Origin of the sequence: Salinispora sp. H7-4, assembly GCF_013416675.1 — a bacterium.
Taxonomy (GTDB): domain Bacteria; phylum Actinomycetota; class Actinomycetes; order Mycobacteriales; family Micromonosporaceae; genus Micromonospora; species Micromonospora vitiensis.
In genome coordinates, this window is the sequence record NZ_JABZED010000016.1 from 70,971 (window position 1) to 92,085 (window position 21,115).

A 21,115-nucleotide genomic window follows, 5' to 3' on the forward strand; every position below is an offset into this window, starting at 1 on the left:
CCCGCGTCTCCCAGGGACGGGAGACCTCCAGCGGGCCCATCGACATCTCGTACACCCGGAACGTGTCCGCCCCGTACGCGGCACACATCTCGTCCGGTGTCACCACGTTCCGCAGGGACTTGCCCATCTTGCCGTACTCGCGGTTGACCTGGTCGTCGCCCAGGTAGTAGGCACCGGAGCGCTCGACCACCTCCTCCGCCGGCACGTACGCCCCGCGCGCGTCGGTGTACGCGTACGCCTGGATGTAGCCCTGGTTGAACAGCTTGCGGAACGGCTCGAAGCTCGACACGTGCCCCAGGTCGTACAGCACCTTGTGCCAGAACCGGGCGTAGAGCAGGTGCAGTACGGCATGCTCGGCGCCACCGACGTACAGGTCGGTGCCCCCGCAGTCGCCCTCGCCGCGCGGACCCATCCAGTACCGCTCGGTCTCCGGGTCGACGAAGCGGTCGGTGTTGGTCGGATCCAGGTAGCGCAGCTCGTACCAGCAGGAGCCGGCCCACTGCGGCATCACGTTGGTCTCCCGGGTGTAGCGCTTCGGACCATCGCCCAGGTCCAGCTCCACCTCGACCCAGTCCCGGCGTCGCGACAGCGGCGTCTCCGGGTTCGACTCCGCGTCCGACGGATCGAAGGTGCGGGGCGAGAAGTCATCCACCTCGGGTAGCTCGACCGGCAGCAGCTCCTCCGGCAGGGCGATGGCGGCGCCGGTCTCGTCGTACACGATCGGGAACGGCTCACCCCAGTACCGCTGCCGGCTGAACAGCCAGTCCCGCAGCCGGTAGGTCACCGCGCCCGAGCCGTGACCCTCCGCCTCCAGCCAGGCGATGGTCCGGGCCTTGGCCTCGGCGACGGCCAGGCCGTTCAGGTCCAGGCCGCGTTCGGGCACGGCGCTGTTGATGGCCGGGCCCTCACCGGTGTACGCCTTACCGGCAAAACCCTCGGCCGGCTGGACGGTACGGACGATGGGCAGATCGAACACCTCGGCGAAGGCCCAGTCCCGCTCGTCCTGACCGGGCACCGCCATGATCGCGCCGGTGCCGTAGCCGGCCAGCACGTAGTCGGCGATGAAGATCGGAATCTGGGCCCCGGTGACCGGGTTGGTGGCGTACGCCCCGGTGAAGACGCCGGTCTTCTCCTTCGTCTCGGCCTGCCGCTCCAGGTCGGTCTTTGCCGCGGCCACCTTGCGGTAGCCCGCCACCGCCGCCCGTGGGCTGGCCTGCCCGCCGGTCCATGCCTGCGGAACCCCCGCCGGCCAGGCCGTCGGTACCAGTGCGTCCACCAGGTCGTGCTCGGGCGCCAGCACCAGGTAGGTGGCGCCGAAGATCGTGTCCGGCCGGGTGGTGAAGACGCTGATCCGCTGCTCGCCCCCCGGGTCCGGATCCGAGGCCGAGGTGGGGAACTCGATGTGCGCGCCGATGGAGCGGCCGATCCAGTTCCGCTGCATCAGCTTGATCGGCTCGGGCCAGTCCAGCTGCTCCAGGTCGTCCAGGAGCCGGTCACCGTACGCGGTGATCCGCATCATCCACTGCTTCAGGTTCCGCTTGAAGACCGGGAAGTTCCCCCGCTCGGAGCGGCCGTCGGCGGTGACCTCCTCGTTGGCCAGCACGGTGCCCAGCCCCGGGCACCAGTTGACCGGTGCCTGCGAGACGTACGCCAGCCGGTGTTGGTCAACGACGGCCCGCCGCTCGGCGTCGGTCAGCTCACCCCACGGTCGTCCGTCGGGGGTACGCCGGACACCGCCGGAGAACTCGGCGATCAGCTCGGCGATCGGGCGGGCCCGCTTCGCCTCGCTGTCATACCAGGCGTTGTAGATCTGCAGGAAGACCCACTGGGTCCAGCGGTAGAAGTCGGCCTCGATGGTGGCCACCGAGCGGCGCTCGTCGTGCGCCAGCCCCAGCCGACGCAGCTGCGCCTTGTACCGGTCGATGTTCGCCTCGGTGGTGGTACGCGGATGGGTGCCGGTCTGCACCGCGTACTGCTCGGCGGGGAGCCCGAAGGCGTCGAAGCCCATCGCGTGCAGCACGTTGCGCCCAGCCATCCGCTGGTAGCGGGCGAAGCAGTCGGTGCCGATGTAGCCCAGCGGGTGGCCGACATGCAGCCCGGCACCCGACGGGTACGGGAACATGTCCAGTACGTACAGCTTCTCCGCTCCCGCCCGCGGATGCTCGGGGTCGGCCAGCGGGCCGGTCGGGTTGGGAGCGTGGAAGGTGCCCTCGCGTTCCCAGGTGTCCTGCCAACGGCGCTCGATCTCGTCGGCCAGGGCCGCCGTGTAGCGGAAGGGGGGAATCTCGCTGGCCGGTGCGGCTGCCTCAGTCATGGCTCTCCTCGCTTCAGTCGGCGCGGATGGTCTCGTGCGTGCCGGTTGATGCTCGCCACCTGCCGGCGGGACCGGGCCGGCGACGGGCACAAAAAAGCCCCTCACACAGGAGGGGCCGCCGTGCTGTCGCGCGTTCAGCGCATCAGCACGGCCCGGTAAGAAGCACGAAGACTCCGGCCATGCCCCGGAGTGTACCCCGCCGACACCCGGGAGCGCGCCCGCGGCCACCCGAGCTGGTCCTCCCCGGGCCCGTCCGGCCCAGACCGGTCATCCCGGGCCCCGGCCGCCGGCGTGCCCGGCCCCGTTCGGCCCGGACCGATCATCCCGGGCCCGGCCGCCGGCGTGCCCGGCCCCGTTCGGCCCGGACCGGTCATCCCGGGCCCGGCCGCCGGCGTGCCGCTGGACCCGCCCGCCGAGTTCGTCGTAGCGCGTGCTGTCAGCCAGCGGACTACCCGCCCGGTAGGCGGCTCGGGCCAGGGCGTACCCGCCGACCGGCGCCGAGACGAGCTGCAGCCCGATGGCGACCAGGCCCACCAGCACCGTCCGGGGGTCGGGCAGCAACACCACCACCGCCAGCAGGACGCAGATCAGGCCCAGGCTGCCGGACTTCGCGACGGCGTTCATCCGGTTGTAGACGTCGGGCAGTCGGATCAGCCCGATGGAGCTGATCACGATCAGGCCGGCGCCGATGACCAGCAGCGCGGAGGCGACCAGCATGCGAATCATGGCCGCCGCCGATGCACCAGACGGGCCAACGCGACCGTGGCCAAGAAGCTGACCAGGGTGCCGGTGAGGACCAGGTCCAGCAGTCCGGGCGCGTCCAACCGCACCGCCAACACCGCCACCGCCGCCAGGAACACGAAGAAGCCGTGGTCGAGCGCGGCCGCACGGTCGGCGTCCGTGGGGCCAACGATCAACCGGCCGAGCACCACGGTCATCGACAGGGCGAGCACCACCAGCACCACGTCGAGCAGGAGCATCCGTCACCCACCTCCCTCACCACCGGTCCGGCCGCCGCCGACCGGTCGGACGGCAGCCAACAGCCGTCCCTCCAGCTCCGCCACGGCGCGGCGAAACGCCAGCGCGTCGTCGGCGTACATGCCGTGCACCCACATCACCCGCGGGTCCCGCCGCACCGCCAGCGCGAGGGTGCCCGGGGTCAGGGTGACGAAGAGCGTGAGCAGGGCCACCTCGGAGTCGGTCCGGGCGCGCAGCGGAACCCGAACCACCGCGGGCTGCAGCGCCAGGCCCGGAGTGACGATCTCCCGGGCCACCATCAGGTTCGCCTGCACCAGCCGACCCGTGAACCAGGCCAGGAACCCCACCATCCGCGCCACCCGGACCGCGGCCCGCCGCACCACGTCGCCCACTGCCCGGCCCACCCCGCCGCTCACCGCCCGCTCACCGCCCGCCGCACCACGCCGCTCACCGCCCGCCGCACCACGCCGCTCATCGGCCGCTCACCGCCCGCACATACCCGGCCGGCTCCAGCAGCCCCGCCGCGGCGTCGTCGGCCACCTGCAGCAGCGGCCCGCCCAACGGCCCGAGCAGCAGCGCGCACCCGCCGAGCGCCAACGGCGGTCCCAGCAGCGCCAGACCGGGGCGGGCCGTTCGCTCCCGGGCCGCTCGCGGCACCTCACCCCAGAACGCGACACCCCAGATCTTCAGCATCGACAGCAGCGTCACCAGGCTGACCAACACCGCCACCGTCAGCACGAGCCAGTCACCGACCTCGTTGGCGGCCCGCAGCACCAGAAACTTGGCGAGAAACCCGCCGAACGGGGGCAGACCAGCCAGGGAGAGCGCGGCGACGCCGAAGGCCAACGCGAGCAGCGGGCTGGACGAGGCCAGCCCACCCAGCCGACTCAACCGGTCGGTACCGCGGGTGGCCACCACCACCGCCGCGCACAGGAACAGTGCCGCCTTCACCAGCACGTACTGGGCCAGGTAGAAGATGGCGGCGGCGAGACTCGCGGCGGTGAACAGGGCCAACCCGAGCAGCACGTAGCCGATCTGGCTCACCATGTGAAAGGCCAGCACCTTCCGCATCGAACCGACGCCGATCGCGCCGAGCACCCCGATCACCATGGACGCCAGCGCCACCGCCACCAGCAACGGGTGGTACGCCGGGTCGCCGCCGTACAACACGGCGTAGATCCGGATGATCGCGTACAGCCCCACCTTGGTGAGCAGACCGGAGAAGAGCGCGACGACCACCGGTGACGCGACCGGGTAGGCGCGGGGCAGCCAGTCGTGCAGCGGCACGAGCGCGCCCTTGAGCGCGAACGCCAGCAGCACGACACCGCCGGCGGCCGCGGCGGCGGGTACCTCCCGGGCGATACCGGCGAGGTCCGCGAGCCCGACCGTACCGGTGACCCCGTAGAGCAGTCCGACACCGGCCAGCAGGATCGTGGAGCCGAGCAGGCTGGTGGCGATGTACACCCGGCCCGCACCGGCACGCCCCGGTCCGCCGGAGAGCGCCAGCAGCACGTAGGACGGAACGAGCATGACCTCGACCAGCACGAACAGGTTGAACAGATCGGTGGTGAGGTACGCGCCGTACGCCCCGGCCGACAGCACCATCGTCAGCGGCAGGAAGGCCCGCTGGCGGTCATCTGCGGTCCCGGCGGCGGCCACCAGGCAGGCCAGCACCACCATCGCCGAGACCGTGACCAGCAACGCGCTCAGGGGATCAGCGGCCAAGGTGATCGTGACAACCGGAGGCCAATCCCCGACCCGGAGCACCGGAACCTCGCCGCCGGAGGTCGCCACCAGCAGGCCGACACCCACCGCGATGACGGCCGCCGTGGCGAGCAGCGCCACCACCCGGCGCAGCAGCAGCCGGTCCGGAAGAGCGAGCAGCACGGCGGCGGCGAGGAGCGGACCCGCCACCGGAACAATCAACAGGATGCTCACCGCGACCCCCCGTCCCACGTCTCCGGTGGCCGACTCCCCCGCCGGGCGGCGCGGCGCAGCAGCCGCAGCAGGTAGACGGTGATACCGAAGGTGATCACGATGGCGGTCAGGATGAATGCCTGGGGCAGCGGGTCGGCGTTCTCCGGGCCACCACCGTCAACCGGCGGCTCCCGCCGGTGCAGCCCACCAGCGGCCAGCAGGAGCACGTTCACCGCGTGCCCGAGCAGCACGAAGCCGAGCACCAGCCGCAGCTGCCCGGGGCGGAGCAGGAGGAAGACGCCGGCCGCCACCAGCACCCCAACGATCAGCGGCCCGCTCATCGGACCCACTCCCGAACCGGCCCGGGCGCCGGGCCGGCGGGCGCGCTGTCCAGTCGACGGACCGCCGCCACGACCAGGGCCAGAACCATCAGGTACACCCCCAGGTCGAACAGGAGAGCCGACGACACCGAACCGACGCCGGGCAGGGGGAACTTGACCGGGGCCAGGAAGGCAAGGCCCCCGGCCAGCGGCACCAAGCCCGCGACGAGCGCCAGTAGCAGACCGACGGTGAGCAGCGGCGCTCCCCGGAGCCGGCCCAGCAGCGGCGCTCCCGCCGGGTGCGCCAGGTGACCGAGTCCGACCGCGGTACCGGCGAGCAGAGCGGCGATGAACCCGCCCCCGAGCTCCTGGTGGCCGCGGAGGAACAACACCGCGGACGCGACGAGCATGACCGGAGCCAGCACGCGGTACGCCAGCTCGAGCACCGGATCGACGGCATGCCGTACCGCGTCGGGAGGATTCCGTACGGCCTCGGCCGGCCGGGCGAGGCCGATCAGCCCCACCGCGACCACCGCGAGTACGACCGCCTCACCGAGGGTGTCCAGGGCCCGGATGTCGACGAGGATGGTGTTGACCAGATTCTGCCCCCCGGTCGCCGAGGACGATTCCCGCAGGTACCAGTCGCCGGCGGGCGACAGGTCCCGGCGGCCGGTCAACGCCGCGGTCGCCACCGCCGCCGCCACCCCGGCGAGCACCGCCAACCCGGCGCCGGCGACTAACCCCACCCGTCGGCCCGGCGCGACCAACCGGCCGGGCCGGCCCCGCAGGGCGAGCATGACCACCACCGTGGTGAGCACTTCGACCAGCATCAGGGTGAGCGCCACGTCCGGGGCGCCGGTGGTGAGGAACCAGGCTGAAAGGATCAGGCCGACCGCGCCGGTCAGCGCGACCGCCGCGAGCGCCGACCGGGTGGTCAGCAGGCCGGCGAGGGCGACCAACAGCAGCCCGAGCACGAGCCAGTCCCCCGGTCGGGTGGCGTCCGGATGCCCGGTGGGCAGCGGGCCGAGGAGCAGCCCGGCGACGGCCGCCAGCGCCACCAGGGCCAGCAGCGGCCGGGCCAGGTAGGGGGCCGGAGCCGTGACCCGGGCGGGTCGGGCCACGATCGCCCCGAAGCGCACCAGGGCACGCCGCCACCGCTCGAGGTAGCCGGTGAACGGTGGGGTGGTCGGTATCGCCGCGAGCACCGGATCGGTCCGGCGCCGGTACCAGAACAGCAGCGTCCCGAGCAGGACGGTGAGCGCGGAGAGCCCGAGCGCCGGGGTAAAGCCGTGCCAGAAGGCCAGGTACGGCGCCGGCCCCTGGGGCCGGGCATCGCTGGCGGCCCGCTCCACCATCGGGCTGAGGAGGGCGACGGCCGGGCCGAGAGCGGTGGCGAGGAGGGCCGCGACCGCTGCCGGCGCCAGGAACGACCAGGCTGGTTCGTGCAGCTCACGCTGCCGGGTCGGGCCGGAGAGGACACCATGGACCAGCCGCGCGGCGTACGCGAAGGTGAGCGTCGCGGCGAGTACCGCCAGGCCGGCGGCGATCCACCCGAGCCAGGGCACCTCGTCCACCGTGATGAGCGCCTCGAAGATCGCCTCTTTGCCGACGAAGCCGATCGTCGGCGGCAGACCGGCCAGCGACATGGCCGCCAACACGGTAAGCGTCACGGTGATCGGCATCGCCCGCCGCAACCCGGACAGGGCCCGGATGTCCCGGCTGCCCGCCTGCCGGTCGATGATCCCCACCAGCATGAACAGCGTCGCCTTGAACAGGGCGTGCGCGATCGTGTAGAGGATCGCCGCCGCGTCCGAGGCGGGCGTGCCGACGCCGATGACGCTGACCAGCAGGCCGAGCTGGCTCACCGTGGAGTACGCGAGCAGGGCCTTGAGATCGTGTTGGCGGAGCGCCAACACCGCGCCGACGATCGCGGTGAGCAGCCCGAGGCCGATCAACGTCAGGTCCCACGGCCACTGTCCGCCGAACAGCGCCGAGAAGCGCATCAGCAGGTAGATGCCCGCCTTCACCAGCGTGGCGGCGTGCAGATAGGCGCTGACCGGGGTGAGGGCGACCATGGCACCGGGCAGCCAGAAATGGAACGGCACCTGCGCCGACTTCGTGATCGCCGCGAAGATCACCAGGGCGCCCGCGGCCCAGGCGGGTCCGGTCGCCAGCCGGCCCGGATCGGCCAGGATCAGATGGAGGTCGCTGGTGCCGAGGCTCGCGGTCAGCACCACCACCGCCACCAGCAGCGCCACCCCACCGGTGGTGGTGACGACGAGGGCCTGGATCGCCGGCCCACGGGCCTGCGGGCGACCGTCCTGCCCGATGAGAACGAACGACAGGATGCTGGCCAGCTCCCAGAAGACGAACAGCAGCAGCAGGTCGTCGGCGAGCACCAGACCCAGCATCGCCGCGGCGAACAGGGTCATCGTCACGTACACCCGGGTGTGCCGGCTGTCCGGGCTCAGGTAGCGCGGGCAGTACGCCATGACGAACGCGCCCACCCCCAACACCAGCAGGGCGAAGATGAGACTGAGTGCGTCCATCCGCAGCTCCGCGTAGACCCCGAGCGACGGTAGCCACGGCCAGGAGAAGATGACGGCCTGGTCGGCGAGCAGGAGTGGACGCTGGGAGAAGAGCAGACCCGCCCCGGCCAGATAGCCGACGGCGAGCAGGTAGCCGGCGTTCCGCCCCAACCACCAGGTCAGCACCGGCGCTACGGCAGCGAGGAGGAACTGCCCGCCGAGGACGACAGCGAGAATCATGCCGGCCCGCAGCAGCCGGACCGGTGTCGCCCACGAACCCCCGGCACCGCCGCGGCTGCCATCTCCTTCTCCCTACTCCACCGACCGGGTCGGGGCTGCGGACTACTACCCGTCCGGTGCCCCGTCGACACCTCCCCCCGACGGACGAATAATCCGGACGTTTGCGATGGAACACCGGTGCCGGTCGGCTGTGGTGTCAAACCTCGCTAGCCTGAGAGGCCAGTGAGATTTCTGCGGCAGACGAGGCTTACGCGGGACCGCGCCAACCCAACGGCGGGGCCAGCCGCTCCGGACGGAGCTGCCGTCGAGGCGACGAGGAGGACGTTCGTGACCCAACAGACCTGGGACGAGGTGGGCGGTCTGCTGCCACACGATGAGTTCTGCGCCGTCGGTGACGCGATCGTGGCGAACATCGAACAGGTCATTGAGGGTAAGACCGCCACCGTGCAACTCGCCCTCGCCGTTCTGCTCGCCGAGGGCCACCTGCTCATCGAGGACGTCCCCGGGGTCGGCAAGACCAAGCTGGCCAAGGCACTGGCGCGCTCGATCGACTGCTCGGTACGCCGGATCCAGTTCACCCCCGACCTGCTACCCAGCGACGTCACCGGAGTCAGCGTCTACAACCAGGAGACGCACGACTTCGAGTTCCGTCCCGGCGCGGTCTTCGCCAACCTGGTGGTCGGCGACGAGATCAACCGGGCCTCGCCGAAGACCCAGTCCGCGCTGTTGGAGTGCATGGAGGAGCGGCAGGTCACCGTAGACGGCATAACCTACCCGCTGCAGACGCCGTTCATGGTGGTCGCTACCCAGAACCCGATCGAGATGGAGGGCACCTACCCGCTGCCGGAAGCCCAGCGCGACCGCTTCACCGCCCGGATCGCGATGGGATACCCGGACGTCGGGGCCGAGTTGGCGATGCTCGACGCGCATGGCGCCACCGACCCACTGGAGTCGCTGCGGCCGGTCTCCGACGCCAGCACCGTGCGCCGACTCATCACCCACGTCCGGCAGGTGCACGTCGCCGACGCCCTCAAGCGCTACGCGGTGGAGCTGGTCACCGCAACCCGCGAGGCTCCCGACCTCCGCCTCGGCGCGTCGCCCCGAGCGACCCTCCAGTTGCTGCGCACCGCCCGCGCGGTCGCCGCGCTCGAGGGGCGCGACTACGTCCTCCCCGACGATCTGCAGGTGCTGGCCGTACCGGTGCTGGCACACCGAATCATTCCGACCGCCGACGCCCAGCTGGCCCGACGCACCACCGACACGATCGTCTCCGATCTGGTGCACCGGCTGCCGCTGCCGCAGGAACGCCGGCGTTCGTCGTACGACACCCGGCCCGCCACCGACAGCAGCCGGGTGTCGTACGAGCCGCGGAGGGCGTGAGGGTGCGCGACGGGCTGCACGGGCTGACCACGCGGGGCCGGTCGTTCCTCGCCGCGGCGGTCGCGGCGGGGATCTCGGCCGCCATCCTCGGCGAACGGGATCTGCTCCGGGTGGCGGCGCTGCTCGCAGTCCTGCCACTGCTGGCCGCACTCTACGTTGGCCGTAGCCGGTACAAGTTGGCCTGCAATCGGTCGCTGGAACCAGAGCGGGTACCGGTCAGCACCAGCTCCCGGGTGGTGCTGCGCCTCCAGAACCTGTCCCGCCTGCCCACCGGTACGCTCCTGCTGGAGGACCGACTGCCGTACGCGCTGGGCAGCCGGCCCCGGGTCGTGTTGGACCGGCTCGGCGCGCAGCAGGCCAGCTCGGTGGCGTACACGGTGCAGGCCGACGTACGCGGCCGATACCGGATCGGCCCACTGGTGGTCCGGATGACCGACCCATTCGGTCTGTGCGAGGTGACCCGCGCCTTCCCCAGCACCGACCAGCTGACGGTCGTCCCGCAGGCCACGCCCCTGCCCACCGTCCGACTTCCCAGCGAGTACGCGGGCAGCGGCGACAGCCGGGCCCGGTCGGTCGCGGTACACGGCGAGGACGATGCGGCGACCCGGGAGTACCGGTTGGGCGACGACCTACGACGGGTGCACTGGAAGTCCACCGCACGCACGGGTGAGCTGATGGTCCGCCGCGAGGAGCAACCCTGGGAAAGCCGCGCCACCGTGCTGCTGGACACCCGGGCGTACGGGCACTGTGGTGACGGGCCGACGGCCAGCTTCGAGTGGGCGGTCTCCGCCGCCGCGAGCATCGCCATGCACCTGCGGCAGAGCGGCTACCGGCTACGGCTGCTCACCGGCTCCGGTACGGACATCGACGCGACGGAGGCGAGCGGGCACGGGCTCCTCCTGGACAACCTCGCCGACGCCCGTCTCGACCAGCGGATCGAGATCGCCACGCTGATCCGGGAGATTCGGCAACACGTCGGCGGTGGTCTGATCATCGGCCTGTTCGGGACGCTCAGCACCGTTGAGGCCGAGCTACTGGCCGCGTTACGCGGCAACGGCGCCACCTGCGTGGCGTTTCTGCAGAACAGCTCCACCTGGCTGACCCTGCCGGCCAGTGCCCGGGCCGAGGCCGACGACGCGCACGCCACCGCCGCGCTTGCGCTGGTCCGAAGTGGCTGGCGAGTGATCGGCGTGGACCATGGCTCCCGGCTACCGGCCCTGTGGCCGCAGGCCGGCCGGGGCGCACAGGGCTTCGCTGTCCGGGCCGCGTCGGCCGAGACCGTGGCAAGCAGACGATGAACCGGAGGCCGCGCACATGATCTCCCACCGGAACCTGGGCCTGGTCGCCGCGGCCGCGACCCTGCTCGCCGCGGCGCCGTTGTCGGCCATCTTCGACCGCTGGACCTGGCTGGTCCAGTCGACCATCACCGTCGCCGCGGTGGCCGCGGTGGCCGCCCTGGCCCGGTTGGGTCGGGCCCCGCTGTGGGGGCAGGTGCTGGCCATGCTCGGTGGCCTGTTACTCGCCCTGACCTGGCTGTTCCCCGCGGGCACCGAGTTGCTGGGCGTGGTGCCGACCCCGGCCACCATCGGGCACTTCGGGGCGCTGGCGGAGGCGTCGCTGGTAGACATGCGCAGCTATCGGGTAAAGGTGCCCGACACCGACCCGATGCTGTTCGTCACCGTACTCGGCATCGGCGGGGTCGCCGTGCTGGTTGACGTGTTGGCGGTCGGGCTGCGCCGGCCCGCACTCGCCGGTCTGCCGATGCTGGCCATCTACTCGGTCCCGGTGGCCGTCTACGTGAACAGCGTCCCTCCGGTGCCGTTCGCCGTCGGCGCGGCCGGTTACCTGTGGCTGTTGGCCGCCGACAACGTCGACCGGGTCCGCCGGTTCGGCCGGCGATTCACCGGCGACGGCCGGGGGGTGGACGTGTGGGAGGCATCCCCGCTTGCCGCCGCCGGTCGCCGACTCGCGGCGGTGGGGGTCGCGGTCGCGGTCCTGCTGCCGCTGGCGGTGCCGGGGATGACCAGCGGCCTACTCAGCACGCTCGGCTCCGGCGCCGGGGACGGCACGGGCGGATCGGGCCGGGGCACAACCGGCCAGGTCGACCTTTTCTCGGCTCTCCAAGGCCAGCTCAACCAGGGCGAGATCACCGACATGGTGAAGGTGACCACCAATGAGCCGTCCCCGCCCTATCTACGGTTCGGCACTGCCGACCAGTTGCGAAGCGGTGGCTTCCAGGCCCGGTCTCCGAGTGGGGTACCGGTCAACCGGGATTTCCGCCCGACCGTGCCCGACCGGGCGGAAATCACCCGCGCCCGCTACCAGGCGACGGTCGAGGTGATGGAGGGTTTCGACATGCCGCTGCTGCCGGTGTACCCCGAGCCGGTGCAGTTCAAGCTGGACGGCAGCTGGTCCTTCGACCCGAGCCAGCAGGTCCTCTTCTCCAACCGGGAGCGTTCGTCGGGCAAGCGCTACGAGTTCGAGTACGTGCGGTCGACCTACTCGCCGGCGGCCCTGCGGCAGGCCGGCCCGCTCCCGGCCGAGCATAGCCTCCGCCGACAGACGGTCACCCCGGCGGTGCCCGAGGTGGAGGCGTTGGTGGACGAGCTGACCCAGGGCCAACGCACCGAGTACGACAAGGTGCGGGCCATCTATGACCACTTCGCCACGGAGAACGGGTTCAGCTACGCCCTCAGCACCGAGGGAGGCACCAGCGGTGAGGAGATCGTCGACTTCCTCACCAACAAGGTCGGGTTCTGTCAGCAGTACGCTGCCGCGATGGCGTGGTTGGTCCGGGCCGCCGACATTCCGGCACGGGTTGCCTTCGGGTTCACCACCGGCGCCAACTCCGACGGGGACACCTACGTGTTGACCAACCGCAACCTGCATGCCTGGACCGAGGTCTACTTCGACGGGTTCGGCTGGGTTCCGTTTGACGCTACTCCCGCATACGGCGTGCCGGGGGCCGTCCGCTCCGACTGGGCCCCCGATCTGGAGGTGGAGGAGGAGGTCGCCCCGGGGCCGAGCGCGTCAGCGGGGCCGGCGGGCTCCGGTTCCGGGACGAGTCAGAACCAGCTGCAGGAAGGGCTGGGGGAGGAGTTGTCGGGGCTGCCGAACGGCACCAGCACCCCCACCCGGCCCGGATCCTCCTGGCTCTGGTGGGCTGTCGGGGCAGTGGCCCTGCTCGTGCTGCTCACCGCACCGGCGTTACAGCGGTCCGCCCTACGCCGACGGCGCAGTGGCAGACGAACGCCGTCGGCCGCGCCGGCCGGGGTGGCCGCGGGCGGGATACCTTCGGGCGACCACCGGATGGTGGTGCTGGCCGACGCGGACCGGGCACGGGCCGACGCGCACGCGGCCTGGGACGAGTTGCTGGACACGTTGGTGGACTTCCGGCAACGGATCAACGGGGCGGAGACGCCGCGCGCCACCGCCAGCCGGCTCGCCCGCGACACCTTCCGTGCGGACAGCGAGGCCAGGTCGGCGGTACGGCTGCTGGGCCGGGCCGAGGAGCTCGCCCGCTACGCCCGCGATCCGCAACCCGGGGAGCCGCTACTGCCAGCTCTGCGTCGGGTCCGGGCCGCGCTCGTGGCAGGATCCGACCGCCGCACGCGCCTGCTGGCGGCAGCCCTGCCCTCGTCGGTGCTGCTGCGTTGGCGGGAGGCCGCCGCTGCCGCCCTCACCCGCCTGACGTCTTCCTACGGTCGGTTCCGGGCCGTGACCCTACGCTGGAGCCCGCGCCGGCTGCTCGTCAACCGCCGCCCCCGTTGACACACCCGCCCCAACCGGGGACCACCGGTTGGGGCGGGACGGTCAAGGGCTCAACGGCGCCCCTCCGGGCGCTGCCGCCACCGGTCCTCCATCCGGTCCAGGATTGACGGTCGACGCCCCGACCGCCCACGGGGCCGGCGGCGCGTTGTCGTCGTCCCGCCCACGACATGTAGGTCGGGGGACTGCGACCGCCGGTGCGACTGCGCCCCGAAGCCCAACGCGGCCAACATGACGACGAAACCCGCCACCGCCAGCGGCGGCGTCTTGATCACCGCGCCGTAAACCAGCAGGGACAGGCCGACGACGACCACGCCGGCAGCGATGAGCAGACGACGCCGCGCGTGGAAACGCGGGTCGCTGGCGCGCACGGCCGAGGCGAACTTGGGGTCCTCGGCAAGCGACCGCTCGATCTGATCGAACAGCCGCTGCTCGTGCTCCGAGAGCGGCACGGCACTCCTCCCCGGTCACGTTGGTCGGCCCGGGCGGCCGACAGACCGTGGCAGCCAACCAGCTGCTTACCCACAAGTCTACGAGGGCCCTCGCGCGTCGGAAAGCGGGACGACCTATGGCCGGTGCTGATTTTCCCTCAGCTGCTGGTCACGGGGGCGCAACAGACTGGCTGGGCCGATGACGGAACGCCCGAAACGGGCAGCGGCGGCGTCAACGGCACGTTCGGCCTCCCGCCACCCCCGCGCCGGCTCACCAAGGGCGAGTTGCCGGGGTGCGTCCCGGACGGGCACGATCTGCTCGGCCCGGACGCCGACCAGCCGGATCGGTTCCCCGGGGTCAAGGAGGGTGTACAGCGCCCAGACAGTGTCGAACATCTCCCGACCGACATCGGTCGGAACAGAGAGGCTGCGGGAGCGGCTTACCGTACGAAAATCGGCCAGCCGCACCTTCAACGTCACCGTCCGCCCCACCTGGCCACCGCGGCGCAGCCGGGCACCGACCTTCTCGGCGAGGCCGAGCAGCGCCCGACGGATCTCCCGCCGATCGGTCACGTCAACGTCGAACGTCACCTCCGCACCGACCGACTTCTCCCCCCGCTCCGGGGTGACCCGCCGCGGGTCCCGCCCCCACGCCAGCTCGTGCAGGTGCCGGGCCGCGGCGGTACCGAGCGCCCGACGGAGCATCCCGTCCGGCGCCTGCGCCAGCTCACCGACGGTGACCAGGCCGAGCCGACGCAGCGTCTCGGCCGACCGCTCCCCAACCCCCCAGAGTGCCTCCACCGGCAGCGGGTGCAGAAACTCGAGCACCCGCGCGGTCGGAACCACCAGCAGCCCGTCCGGCTTGGCCCGCGTCGAGCCCAGCTTCGCGACGAACTTGCTCGACGCCACCCCGACCGAGCAGGTGATCCCCACCTCGGTCGCCACCCGCTCGCGAATCAGCCGGGCGATCGCCGACGGCGGGCCGAACAGCCGCTGGGCGCCGGCCACGTCGAGGAACGCCTCGTCCAGGGAGAGGGGCTCGACCAGCGGGGTGACCTCCCGGAAGATCTGCATGACCCGGCGCGAGGCGGTCGTGTAGGCGGTGAAGTCGGGCGGCAGGAAGACCGCATGCGGGCAGAGCGCCCGGGCCCGCGCGGTCGGCATCGCGCTGCGGACGCCGTACCGTCGGGCCGGGTAGCTCGCCGAGCTCACCACCCCCCGCGGCCCAAGCCCGCCGACCACGACCGGCTGGCTACGCAGCTCCGGCCGGCGGCACACCTCGACAGCGACGAAGAACGCGTCCATGTCGACGTGCAGGACACGGCATCCGGAATCGTCGGCGTCCGGCCCGAAACGCGGGTCGCCGCCGCGCGGCAACGACTGGCTGCGGCCCATACCCGCAGGGTAGTTCGGTTTTCCCCGCCCTGGCCAGCGGCGCGGTAGCGGAACCGCAGCTCAGCCCCGGACCACCAGCAGTGGGATCGTCATCTCCGCCGCGGTGTCCGAACCGTGGTAGGCCACCAGCCGGCTCGCGATCGGCGGCTCGGACCGGGTGGCCAGCACGGCGTAGTCGCTGTTGCAGAGCACCACCACGTCACCGATTCGGCCCAGGTGCTCCTCGGGCACCGGGCCGAACCAGCCGGCCGCCACCAGCTCCGCCCGGGTGGTGACCCGGGCGGCGGCACCGAGCACGGCCGACCAGCTGGCCACCACGTCGTCCCGGGCGCCGGGCCGCACGTGCAGGTAGCGAACTCGGGGCTCGCCGGCCACCACCGTCACGCCGGCCCGCAGGCGCGGGTCGGCGTCCAGGTCGAACCGGTGCTCGAGGGGAATGTTGAGCTGACCGTGGTCGGCGGTAACCAGCAATGCCGCGTCCGGCGGCAGCCCTTCCACGAGACGAGCCAGCAGCCGGTCGACATCGGCCGCGGCGGCGCGCCACGGCGCCGAATCGACCCCGCTGAGATGGCCGTGCCGATCGAGGTCGGGGTGATAGCCAGAGACCAGGGTGGGCCCGGACCCAGCCGCCAGCGCGGCCAACATCTCCCGACCCAGTTCGTCAACGTCCGCCGCACCCCGGTAGTCGCCACCCCGATTGGCCGCCAGGGTGAGGCCGCTCCCGCCGAACTCGGGCCGGCTCACCACCGTCACCCGGACCCCGGCGGCCCGGGCCCGTTCCAGCTGGGTGGGTACGGGTTGCCAGTGCAACGGCTCCGGGTCGCCGGCCCAGTCGATGTGGTTGAGCACCCGGTCGGTGCCGGGGACCCGCAGGGTGAACCCGAGCACGCCGTGCGCACCGGGGGCAGTGCCCGTACCGAGGGTCACCAGGCTGGTCGGAGTGGTCGACGGAAAGCCGGAGGTGAGCGGCCGGCCAGCGGTTGCGGCCAGCCCAGCCAGAACCGGTGCGTACGGCGTGGCGGTGGGGATCTGCTGCCAGCCGAGCCCATCCACCAACAGCACGGCGATCCGGCGCACCCCGTCCAGCACGGTGGTCAGGCCGAGCACGTCGGTCGCGCCGGGCACTCCCAGCGCCGCGAGCGCGGCGGGCAGGATGTCCGCGAGGCTCGCCACGCCGTACCGGGGGGCGAGGATCCCGTACGGATCGCTCGCCCCGGAGTCAGCCCCGGCGGGCGAACCGGAACCGGCCCCCGGCAGCGGGATGCCCGGCAGGCGGGTGTGCTCCGGCGGGCCGGTCATGCCTGCCGACGGGCAAACAGGTGCAACTGGGCGGCGAGGTCCCGCCAGGGCGGTTGGGCGGCGAGCGCCAACTCCAGCTCCAGCAGGGCGGCGGGCTGGCCATCGGCGACCGCGGCGGGCAGCAGATCGGTGAGGACGCGTACGCCGTGGATCTCCTCGACCGCCAGACCAGCGGCCGTGAGCAGCGCGGCCGCCTCATCGGCGGCGAAGCGCCGCCGCAGCGTGTCCCGGGGACCGGCGGCTCCGGAGGGGTCGGCGGCAAGGAGCGCGGCGACATCCAGCTGGCCGGTCATGGCCCGGCCGAGCACAGCGGCGGCCCGCCCGGCGACCAGCGCGCTCGCGGCCCCGCCGGGGCGCAGCGCACCGGCCAGTGCCGCGACCACCGCCGCCGGGTCGTCAACCACTTCCAGAACGGCATGACAGAGCACCAGATCCACGCTGGCCGGCGCCACGAGCCCTGCGAGCGCGTCACCGTCGCCCTGCACCGCATGCACCCGGTCGGCGACCCCGGCCTCAGCAGCGCGGCGGGTCAGCGCGGCGAGCGCGTCGGGGTTGGCGTCCACGACGGTCACCCGGTGCCCCGCCAGGGCCAGCGGGACCGCGAAGCCGCCGGTGCCCCCACCCACGTCGAGTACGGTCAGGTCAGTGCCGGCACGGCGGTCAAGCTCGGCGCGCAGCACCGACCAGATGACAGCGGTACGCGGGGTCAGCGGCGGGCCAGCGAGCCGCCCTCGGGTCTGCTCCACCTCGACCAGCCTAGTCACCACGTCCAGTCCCTTCCGGAACGGCTGGCCGGTCAGGACTCGGGACGGGTCAGGACTCGGGACGGGTCAGGACTCGCCGCCGGTGACGGCCTCCTCCTCGTGCCGCGAACGCACCGAGTTCGCCACCGGCCCCTCGGTGATCTCGTACTCCCGGGCCTCGGCGTGATGGGTGGGCACCCACCCGGTGCCGAGCCGGGTCCGGCTCGTGTTGGCCACCCCACCGTGGTAGGCGCGATTCCCCGTCATCGGTTCGTCCCCTCGTACCGCGCGGGCCACGTTGCCAGCGCGGGCATGGAGTCTCCCGCCACCCAGAGCGAAAAACCGTAACCTGAATCACTCAACGATCATCTAAAGTCACGGGCGGGCGGCCGAACCTGGAGCTCAATCGGGTCCAGTCGATCAGCGGTGAGATTGATCACCCCCTCGTGCCGGCGGAGGAGACCCCGGACCACCAGCCCTCCGCTGTTCTTCGCCACCTGCCGATAGCGCTGCCACAGCCCGGGGGAACAGGTGACATTGAGCATCCCCGTCTCGTCCTCCAGGTTGAGGAAGGTGACCCCACCCGCGGTCGCCGGACGCTGCCGGTGGGTGACGATCCCGCCAACCCGAATCCGCCGCCCCGGCTCCACCAGCGCAAGCCGGGCGATCGGCACCGCCCCCAAAGCATCGAGCTGGTCCCGGACGAACCGGGCCGGATGGCTCTCCGGCGACAGCCCGGTCGCCCAGACATCCGCGACGAGACGATCGACCGCCGCCATCCCGGGCAACATCGGCGCGACCGTGCCGGGCACCGTACCGGGCAGGCGGTCGGGATGCTCCTGGGCCGCCGCCCCGGCGCTCCAGAGCGCCTGTCGTCTGGTGACGCCGAAACACGCGAAGGCATCCGCGGTGGCGAGCGCCTCCAGCTGCGTGGCGGTCAGACCCGCCCGCCGGGCCAGGTCCGACATATCCTGATACGGCCCGTGCGTTGCCCGCTCGGTCTCGATCCGCTCGGCCACCTCCACACCGAGCGTACGCACGCTGCCCAGCCCGAGCCGGACCGCCGGACCACCCAGCCCCCACTCGTGCGGCGGCTCCCCCGGCTGGCTTCCCCACCGGGTGTTCGGGGTGGACTCCAGGACCGCCCCGGCACCGCTGGCATTGACATCCGGCCGACGGACCTCCACCCCGTGCCGACGCGCGTCATCCACCAGGGTCTGCGGCGAGTAGAACCCCATCGGTTGGGCGTTGAGCAGCGCGGCCAGGAACGGTGCCGGGTGGTACCGCTTGAGCCAGGAACTGGCGTAGACCAGGTAGGCGAAGCTCATCGCATGGCTCTCCGGGAAGCCGTAGCTGGCGAACGCGGTGAGCTTCCGGAAGACATCGTCGGCCAGCTCACCGGTGATGCCCCGCTCGGCCATCCCGGCGTAGAGCCGATCGGCGATCCGGGCCATCCGCTCCGCCGACCGCTTGGCCCCCATCGCCCGGCGCAGCTGGTCCGCCTCGGCCGCGTCGAAGCCGGCCAGGTCGATGGCAAGCTGCATGAGCTGCTCCTGGAACAGCGGCACGCCCAAGGTCTTCTCCAGCGCGTTACGCATCAGCGGATGCGGGAAGGTGACCGGCTCCTGGCCGTTCTTACGCCGGATGTACGGATGCACCGAGCCGCCCTGGATCGGGCCCGGCCGGATCAGCGCCACCTCCACCACCAGGTCGTAGAAGCAGCGGGGCTTGAGCCGGGGCAGGGTGGCCATCTGGGCCCGGCTCTCCACCTGGAACACCCCGACCGAGTCGGCCCGACAGAGCATGTCGTAGACCTCGGCGTCGTCCAGGGACATGTCGCCCAGTTCGAGCCGTGCCCCGATCAGGTCGTAACCGTGGTGCAACGCGGCGAGCATGCCGAGGCCGAGCAGGTCGAACTTGACCAAACCGACGGCGGCGCAGTCGTCCTTGTCCCACTGGAGCACGCTCCGGCCCGGCATCCGCCCCCACTCCACCGGGCACACCTCGATCACCGGCCGGTCGCAGATCACCATGCCGCCGGAGTGGATGCCCAGATGCCGGGGAAAGGTCTGCACCGCGTCGGCGTACGCCACCACCGGCTCGGGAATGCCCTCGACATCGGCCGCGGCGACCGAACCCCACCGATCTATCTGTTTACTCCAGGCATCCTGCTGGCCGGGGGAGAACCCGAACGCCTTCGCCACGTCCCGCACCGCCGACCGGGGCCGGTACGAGATGACATTGGCCACCTGAGCGGTGTGCTCCCGCCCGTACCGGGCGTAGACGTGTTGGATCACCTCCTCTCGACGGGAGGACTCGATGTCCACGTCGATGTCCGGTGGCCCATCCCGCTCCGGAGCGAGAAAGCGCTCGAAGAGCAGCCGGTGGCGGACCGCGTCAACGTTGGTGATCCGTAACGCGTAGCAGACCGCCGAGTTCGCCGCCGACCCGCGGCCCTGACAGTAGATGTCCTGCTCACGGCAGAACGTGACGATGTCGTAGACCACCAGGAAGTAGCCGGGAAAGCCCAGCTCCTCGATCATGTTCAGCTCGTGTTCAAGCTGCGCGTACGCCTCGGGGTGCGCCTCCGGCGGGCCGTAGCGCTCGCGTGCCCCCCGCGCCGTGAGATGACGCAGCCAGCTCATCTCGGTGTGCCCGGAACCCACCGGATACGCCGGTAGCGCCGGGGCGACGAGCTGTAGGTCGAAGGCGAGTTCCGCGCCGAAATCGGCGGCTCGGGCCACCGCCCCCGGATAGGCGGCGAACCGGGCCGCCATCTCGGCGCCACTGCGCAGGTGAGCGGTGCCGGCCGCAGGCAGCCAGCCGTCGATCTCGCCCAGGCTACGGCGGGCGCGGACCGCGGCGAGGGTGGTGGCCAGCCGACGCCGCCCCGGAGTGGCGTAGTGCACGTTGTTGGTGGCCACCGTCGGTAGCCCGGCGGCCTCCGCCAGCTCGGCGAGGGCGTCGTTGCGGTCGGTGTCGACCGGGTGGCCGTGGTCGGTCAGCTCCACCGCGACCATCTCCGCGCCGAACAGCGTGGTCAGCCGGTCTAGTTCCCGGGCCGCCGCGTCAACTCCCTCGGTGAGCAGCGCGGCCGGTACGTGGCCCTTGCGGCAGCCGGTGAGCACCAGCACGTGGTCCCGTAACTCGGCCGCGACCTCCGCCAACTCCCCGTAGACCGGACGGCCCTTCTCGCCACCGCGTAGCTGGGCCCGGGAGATGGTGGCGGCCAACCGGGCGTACCCCTCGTGGCCGTGGGCGAGCAGCAACAGGTGCCGCCCGGGCGGGTCCGGCTCGCCACTGGGCACGCCCGGCAGGTCGAGGGAGAGCTCCGCGCCGAAGACCGTCGGCAGGTGCAGGGCACGGGCCGCCTCGGCGAAGCGCACCACGCCGTAGAAACCGTCGTGGTCGGTCACCGCGAGCGCGGTGAGCCCCAGTCGGGCAGCCTCCTCGGCCAACTCCTCCGGGTGGCTGGCACCGTCGAGGAAGCTGAAGTTGGTGTGCGTGTGCAGCTCGGCGTACGGCACCACATCGCCTGGACGGGCTGTCGCGGGCGGCGGATGGTACGGACGCCTACCGGCCCGCGCGGGAGCATCGCCGCCGTCGGCCTCCACCGCCAGCGGGTCCACCACGTGCAGATGCCGCTCGCGGTCGCGGGTACGACGTTGCCCCCGAGTGGGTTCGCCGCTGAGCACCCGCTCCAGCTCCGACCACGGCAGATCCGGGTTGTGGAAGCTCATCGGTGCCCGTCGGCGCCACTGGGACTCATCAGCGGGCCGCCGGCGCCACAGGGACTCATCGG

The 21,115-nt window shown here is 72.0% G+C and carries 16 protein-coding genes; 3 read left to right on the forward strand and 13 right to left on the reverse strand.

Features of this window, described 5'->3' with window-relative positions; translation table 11 throughout:
- The 7 genes from leuS to mbhE form a co-directional block, all read right to left on the reverse strand.
- Positions 1–2,314, reverse strand: a 2,314-nt coding sequence (leuS, locus tag H0524_RS11415; protein WP_180198627.1) for a leucine--tRNA ligase, incomplete at its 3' end; no start/stop codon positions are given.
- A gap of 267 nt (positions 2,315–2,581) precedes the next feature.
- A complete protein-coding gene (mnhG, locus tag H0524_RS11420) occupies positions 2,582–3,040 on the reverse strand; it encodes a monovalent cation/H(+) antiporter subunit G (protein WP_255435897.1) in 459 nt (152 codons plus the stop codon).
- Positions 3,037–3,294 carry a monovalent cation/H+ antiporter complex subunit F gene (locus H0524_RS11425; protein WP_018216379.1) on the reverse strand — a complete coding sequence of 86 codons (258 nt, stop codon included), beginning with the start codon at positions 3,292–3,294 and terminating at the stop codon, positions 3,037–3,039. The genes mnhG and H0524_RS11425 overlap by 4 nt, the downstream gene beginning before the upstream one ends.
- 3 nt (positions 3,295–3,297) lie before the next feature.
- Positions 3,298–3,708 carry a Na+/H+ antiporter subunit E gene (locus H0524_RS11430; RefSeq protein WP_375372000.1) on the reverse strand — a complete coding sequence of 137 codons (411 nt, stop codon included), beginning with the start codon at positions 3,706–3,708 and terminating at the stop codon, positions 3,298–3,300.
- 55 nt (positions 3,709–3,763) lie between these two features.
- Positions 3,764–5,248, reverse strand: coding sequence for a monovalent cation/H+ antiporter subunit D family protein (locus tag H0524_RS11435; RefSeq protein ID WP_180198628.1), 1,485 nt, complete (start codon positions 5,246–5,248; stop codon positions 3,764–3,766).
- Positions 5,227–5,550: a sodium:proton antiporter gene (locus H0524_RS11440; RefSeq protein ID WP_180198629.1), complete on the reverse strand. Its 324-nt coding sequence runs from the start codon at positions 5,548–5,550 to the stop codon at positions 5,227–5,229. The genes H0524_RS11435 and H0524_RS11440 overlap by 22 nt, the downstream gene beginning before the upstream one ends.
- Positions 5,547–8,297, reverse strand: a complete 2,751-nt coding sequence (mbhE, locus tag H0524_RS11445; protein ID WP_180198630.1) for a hydrogen gas-evolving membrane-bound hydrogenase subunit E — start codon at positions 8,295–8,297, stop codon at positions 5,547–5,549. The genes H0524_RS11440 and mbhE overlap by 4 nt, the downstream gene beginning before the upstream one ends.
- Positions 8,298–8,624: 327 nt before the next feature.
- Here mbhE and H0524_RS11450 point away from each other — a divergent pair, with 327 nt between their 5' ends.
- Genes H0524_RS11450 through H0524_RS11460 form a run of 3 tightly spaced genes read left to right on the forward strand, consistent with a single transcriptional unit; the run spans position 8,625 to position 13,448 of the window.
- Positions 8,625–9,677 carry a MoxR family ATPase gene (locus H0524_RS11450; protein ID WP_180198631.1) on the forward strand — a complete coding sequence of 351 codons (1,053 nt, stop codon included), beginning with the start codon at positions 8,625–8,627 and terminating at the stop codon, positions 9,675–9,677.
- 2 nt (positions 9,678–9,679) lie between these two features.
- Complete coding sequence (locus H0524_RS11455; RefSeq protein WP_180198769.1) at positions 9,680–10,975, forward strand: DUF58 domain-containing protein; 1,296 nt, start codon at positions 9,680–9,682, stop codon at positions 10,973–10,975.
- A gap of 16 nt (positions 10,976–10,991) precedes the next feature.
- Complete coding sequence (locus H0524_RS11460; protein ID WP_180198632.1) at positions 10,992–13,448, forward strand: DUF3488 and transglutaminase-like domain-containing protein; 2,457 nt, start codon at positions 10,992–10,994, stop codon at positions 13,446–13,448.
- Between the two features lie 50 nt (positions 13,449–13,498).
- Here the strand turns inward: H0524_RS11460 and H0524_RS11465 are convergent, their stop codons facing one another.
- The 6 genes from H0524_RS11465 to H0524_RS11490 all read right to left on the reverse strand — a co-directional run bounded on the left by H0524_RS11465 (position 13,499) and on the right by H0524_RS11490 (position 21,053).
- Positions 13,499–13,897 (reverse strand): DUF3040 domain-containing protein, encoded by a 399-nt coding sequence (locus H0524_RS11465; protein ID WP_018726775.1) that lies wholly within the window; start codon positions 13,895–13,897, stop codon positions 13,499–13,501.
- Positions 13,898–14,011: 114 nt separating this feature from the next.
- On the reverse strand, positions 14,012–15,271 hold the full coding sequence (locus H0524_RS11470; RefSeq protein ID WP_180198633.1) for a DNA polymerase IV: 1,260 nt from the start codon (positions 15,269–15,271) through the stop codon (positions 14,012–14,014).
- A gap of 60 nt (positions 15,272–15,331) precedes the next feature.
- Positions 15,332–16,570 (reverse strand): alkaline phosphatase family protein, encoded by a 1,239-nt coding sequence (locus H0524_RS11475; protein ID WP_180198634.1) that lies wholly within the window; start codon positions 16,568–16,570, stop codon positions 15,332–15,334.
- Positions 16,567–17,337 carry a methyltransferase domain-containing protein gene (locus H0524_RS11480; protein WP_180198635.1) on the reverse strand — a complete coding sequence of 257 codons (771 nt, stop codon included), beginning with the start codon at positions 17,335–17,337 and terminating at the stop codon, positions 16,567–16,569. The genes H0524_RS11475 and H0524_RS11480 overlap by 4 nt, the downstream gene beginning before the upstream one ends.
- Positions 17,338–17,400: 63 nt before the next feature.
- Positions 17,401–17,580 (reverse strand): hypothetical protein, encoded by a 180-nt coding sequence (locus H0524_RS11485; protein WP_180198636.1) that lies wholly within the window; start codon positions 17,578–17,580, stop codon positions 17,401–17,403.
- A gap of 98 nt (positions 17,581–17,678) precedes the next feature.
- A complete protein-coding gene (locus tag H0524_RS11490) occupies positions 17,679–21,053 on the reverse strand; it encodes an error-prone DNA polymerase (RefSeq protein ID WP_180198637.1) in 3,375 nt (1,124 codons plus the stop codon).
- Between the last annotated feature and the right edge of the window lie 62 nt (positions 21,054–21,115).

What these genes read in the sequence shown, in the direction of transcription:
- H0524_RS11485 (WP_180198636.1), bottom strand. Translation starts at nt 17,580, where the DNA reads ATGACGGGGAATCGCGCCTACCACGGTGGGGTGGCCAACACGAGCCGG.
- H0524_RS11475 (WP_180198634.1), bottom strand. Translation starts at nt 16,570, where the DNA reads ATGACCGGCCCGCCGGAGCACACCCGCCTGCCGGGCATCCCGCTGCCG.
- mnhG (WP_255435897.1), bottom strand. Translation starts at nt 3,040, where the DNA reads ATGATTCGCATGCTGGTCGCCTCCGCGCTGCTGGTCATCGGCGCCGGC.
- H0524_RS11470 (WP_180198633.1), bottom strand. Translation starts at nt 15,271, where the DNA reads ATGGGCCGCAGCCAGTCGTTGCCGCGCGGCGGCGACCCGCGTTTCGGG.
- H0524_RS11440 (WP_180198629.1), bottom strand. Translation starts at nt 5,550, where the DNA reads ATGAGCGGGCCGCTGATCGTTGGGGTGCTGGTGGCGGCCGGCGTCTTC.
- H0524_RS11490 (WP_180198637.1), bottom strand. Translation starts at nt 21,053, where the DNA reads ATGAGCTTCCACAACCCGGATCTGCCGTGGTCGGAGCTGGAGCGGGTG.
- mbhE (WP_180198630.1), bottom strand. Translation starts at nt 8,297, where the DNA reads ATGATTCTCGCTGTCGTCCTCGGCGGGCAGTTCCTCCTCGCTGCCGTA.
- H0524_RS11425 (WP_018216379.1), bottom strand. Translation starts at nt 3,294, where the DNA reads ATGCTCCTGCTCGACGTGGTGCTGGTGGTGCTCGCCCTGTCGATGACC.
- H0524_RS11460 (WP_180198632.1), top strand. Translation starts at nt 10,992, where the DNA reads ATGATCTCCCACCGGAACCTGGGCCTGGTCGCCGCGGCCGCGACCCTG.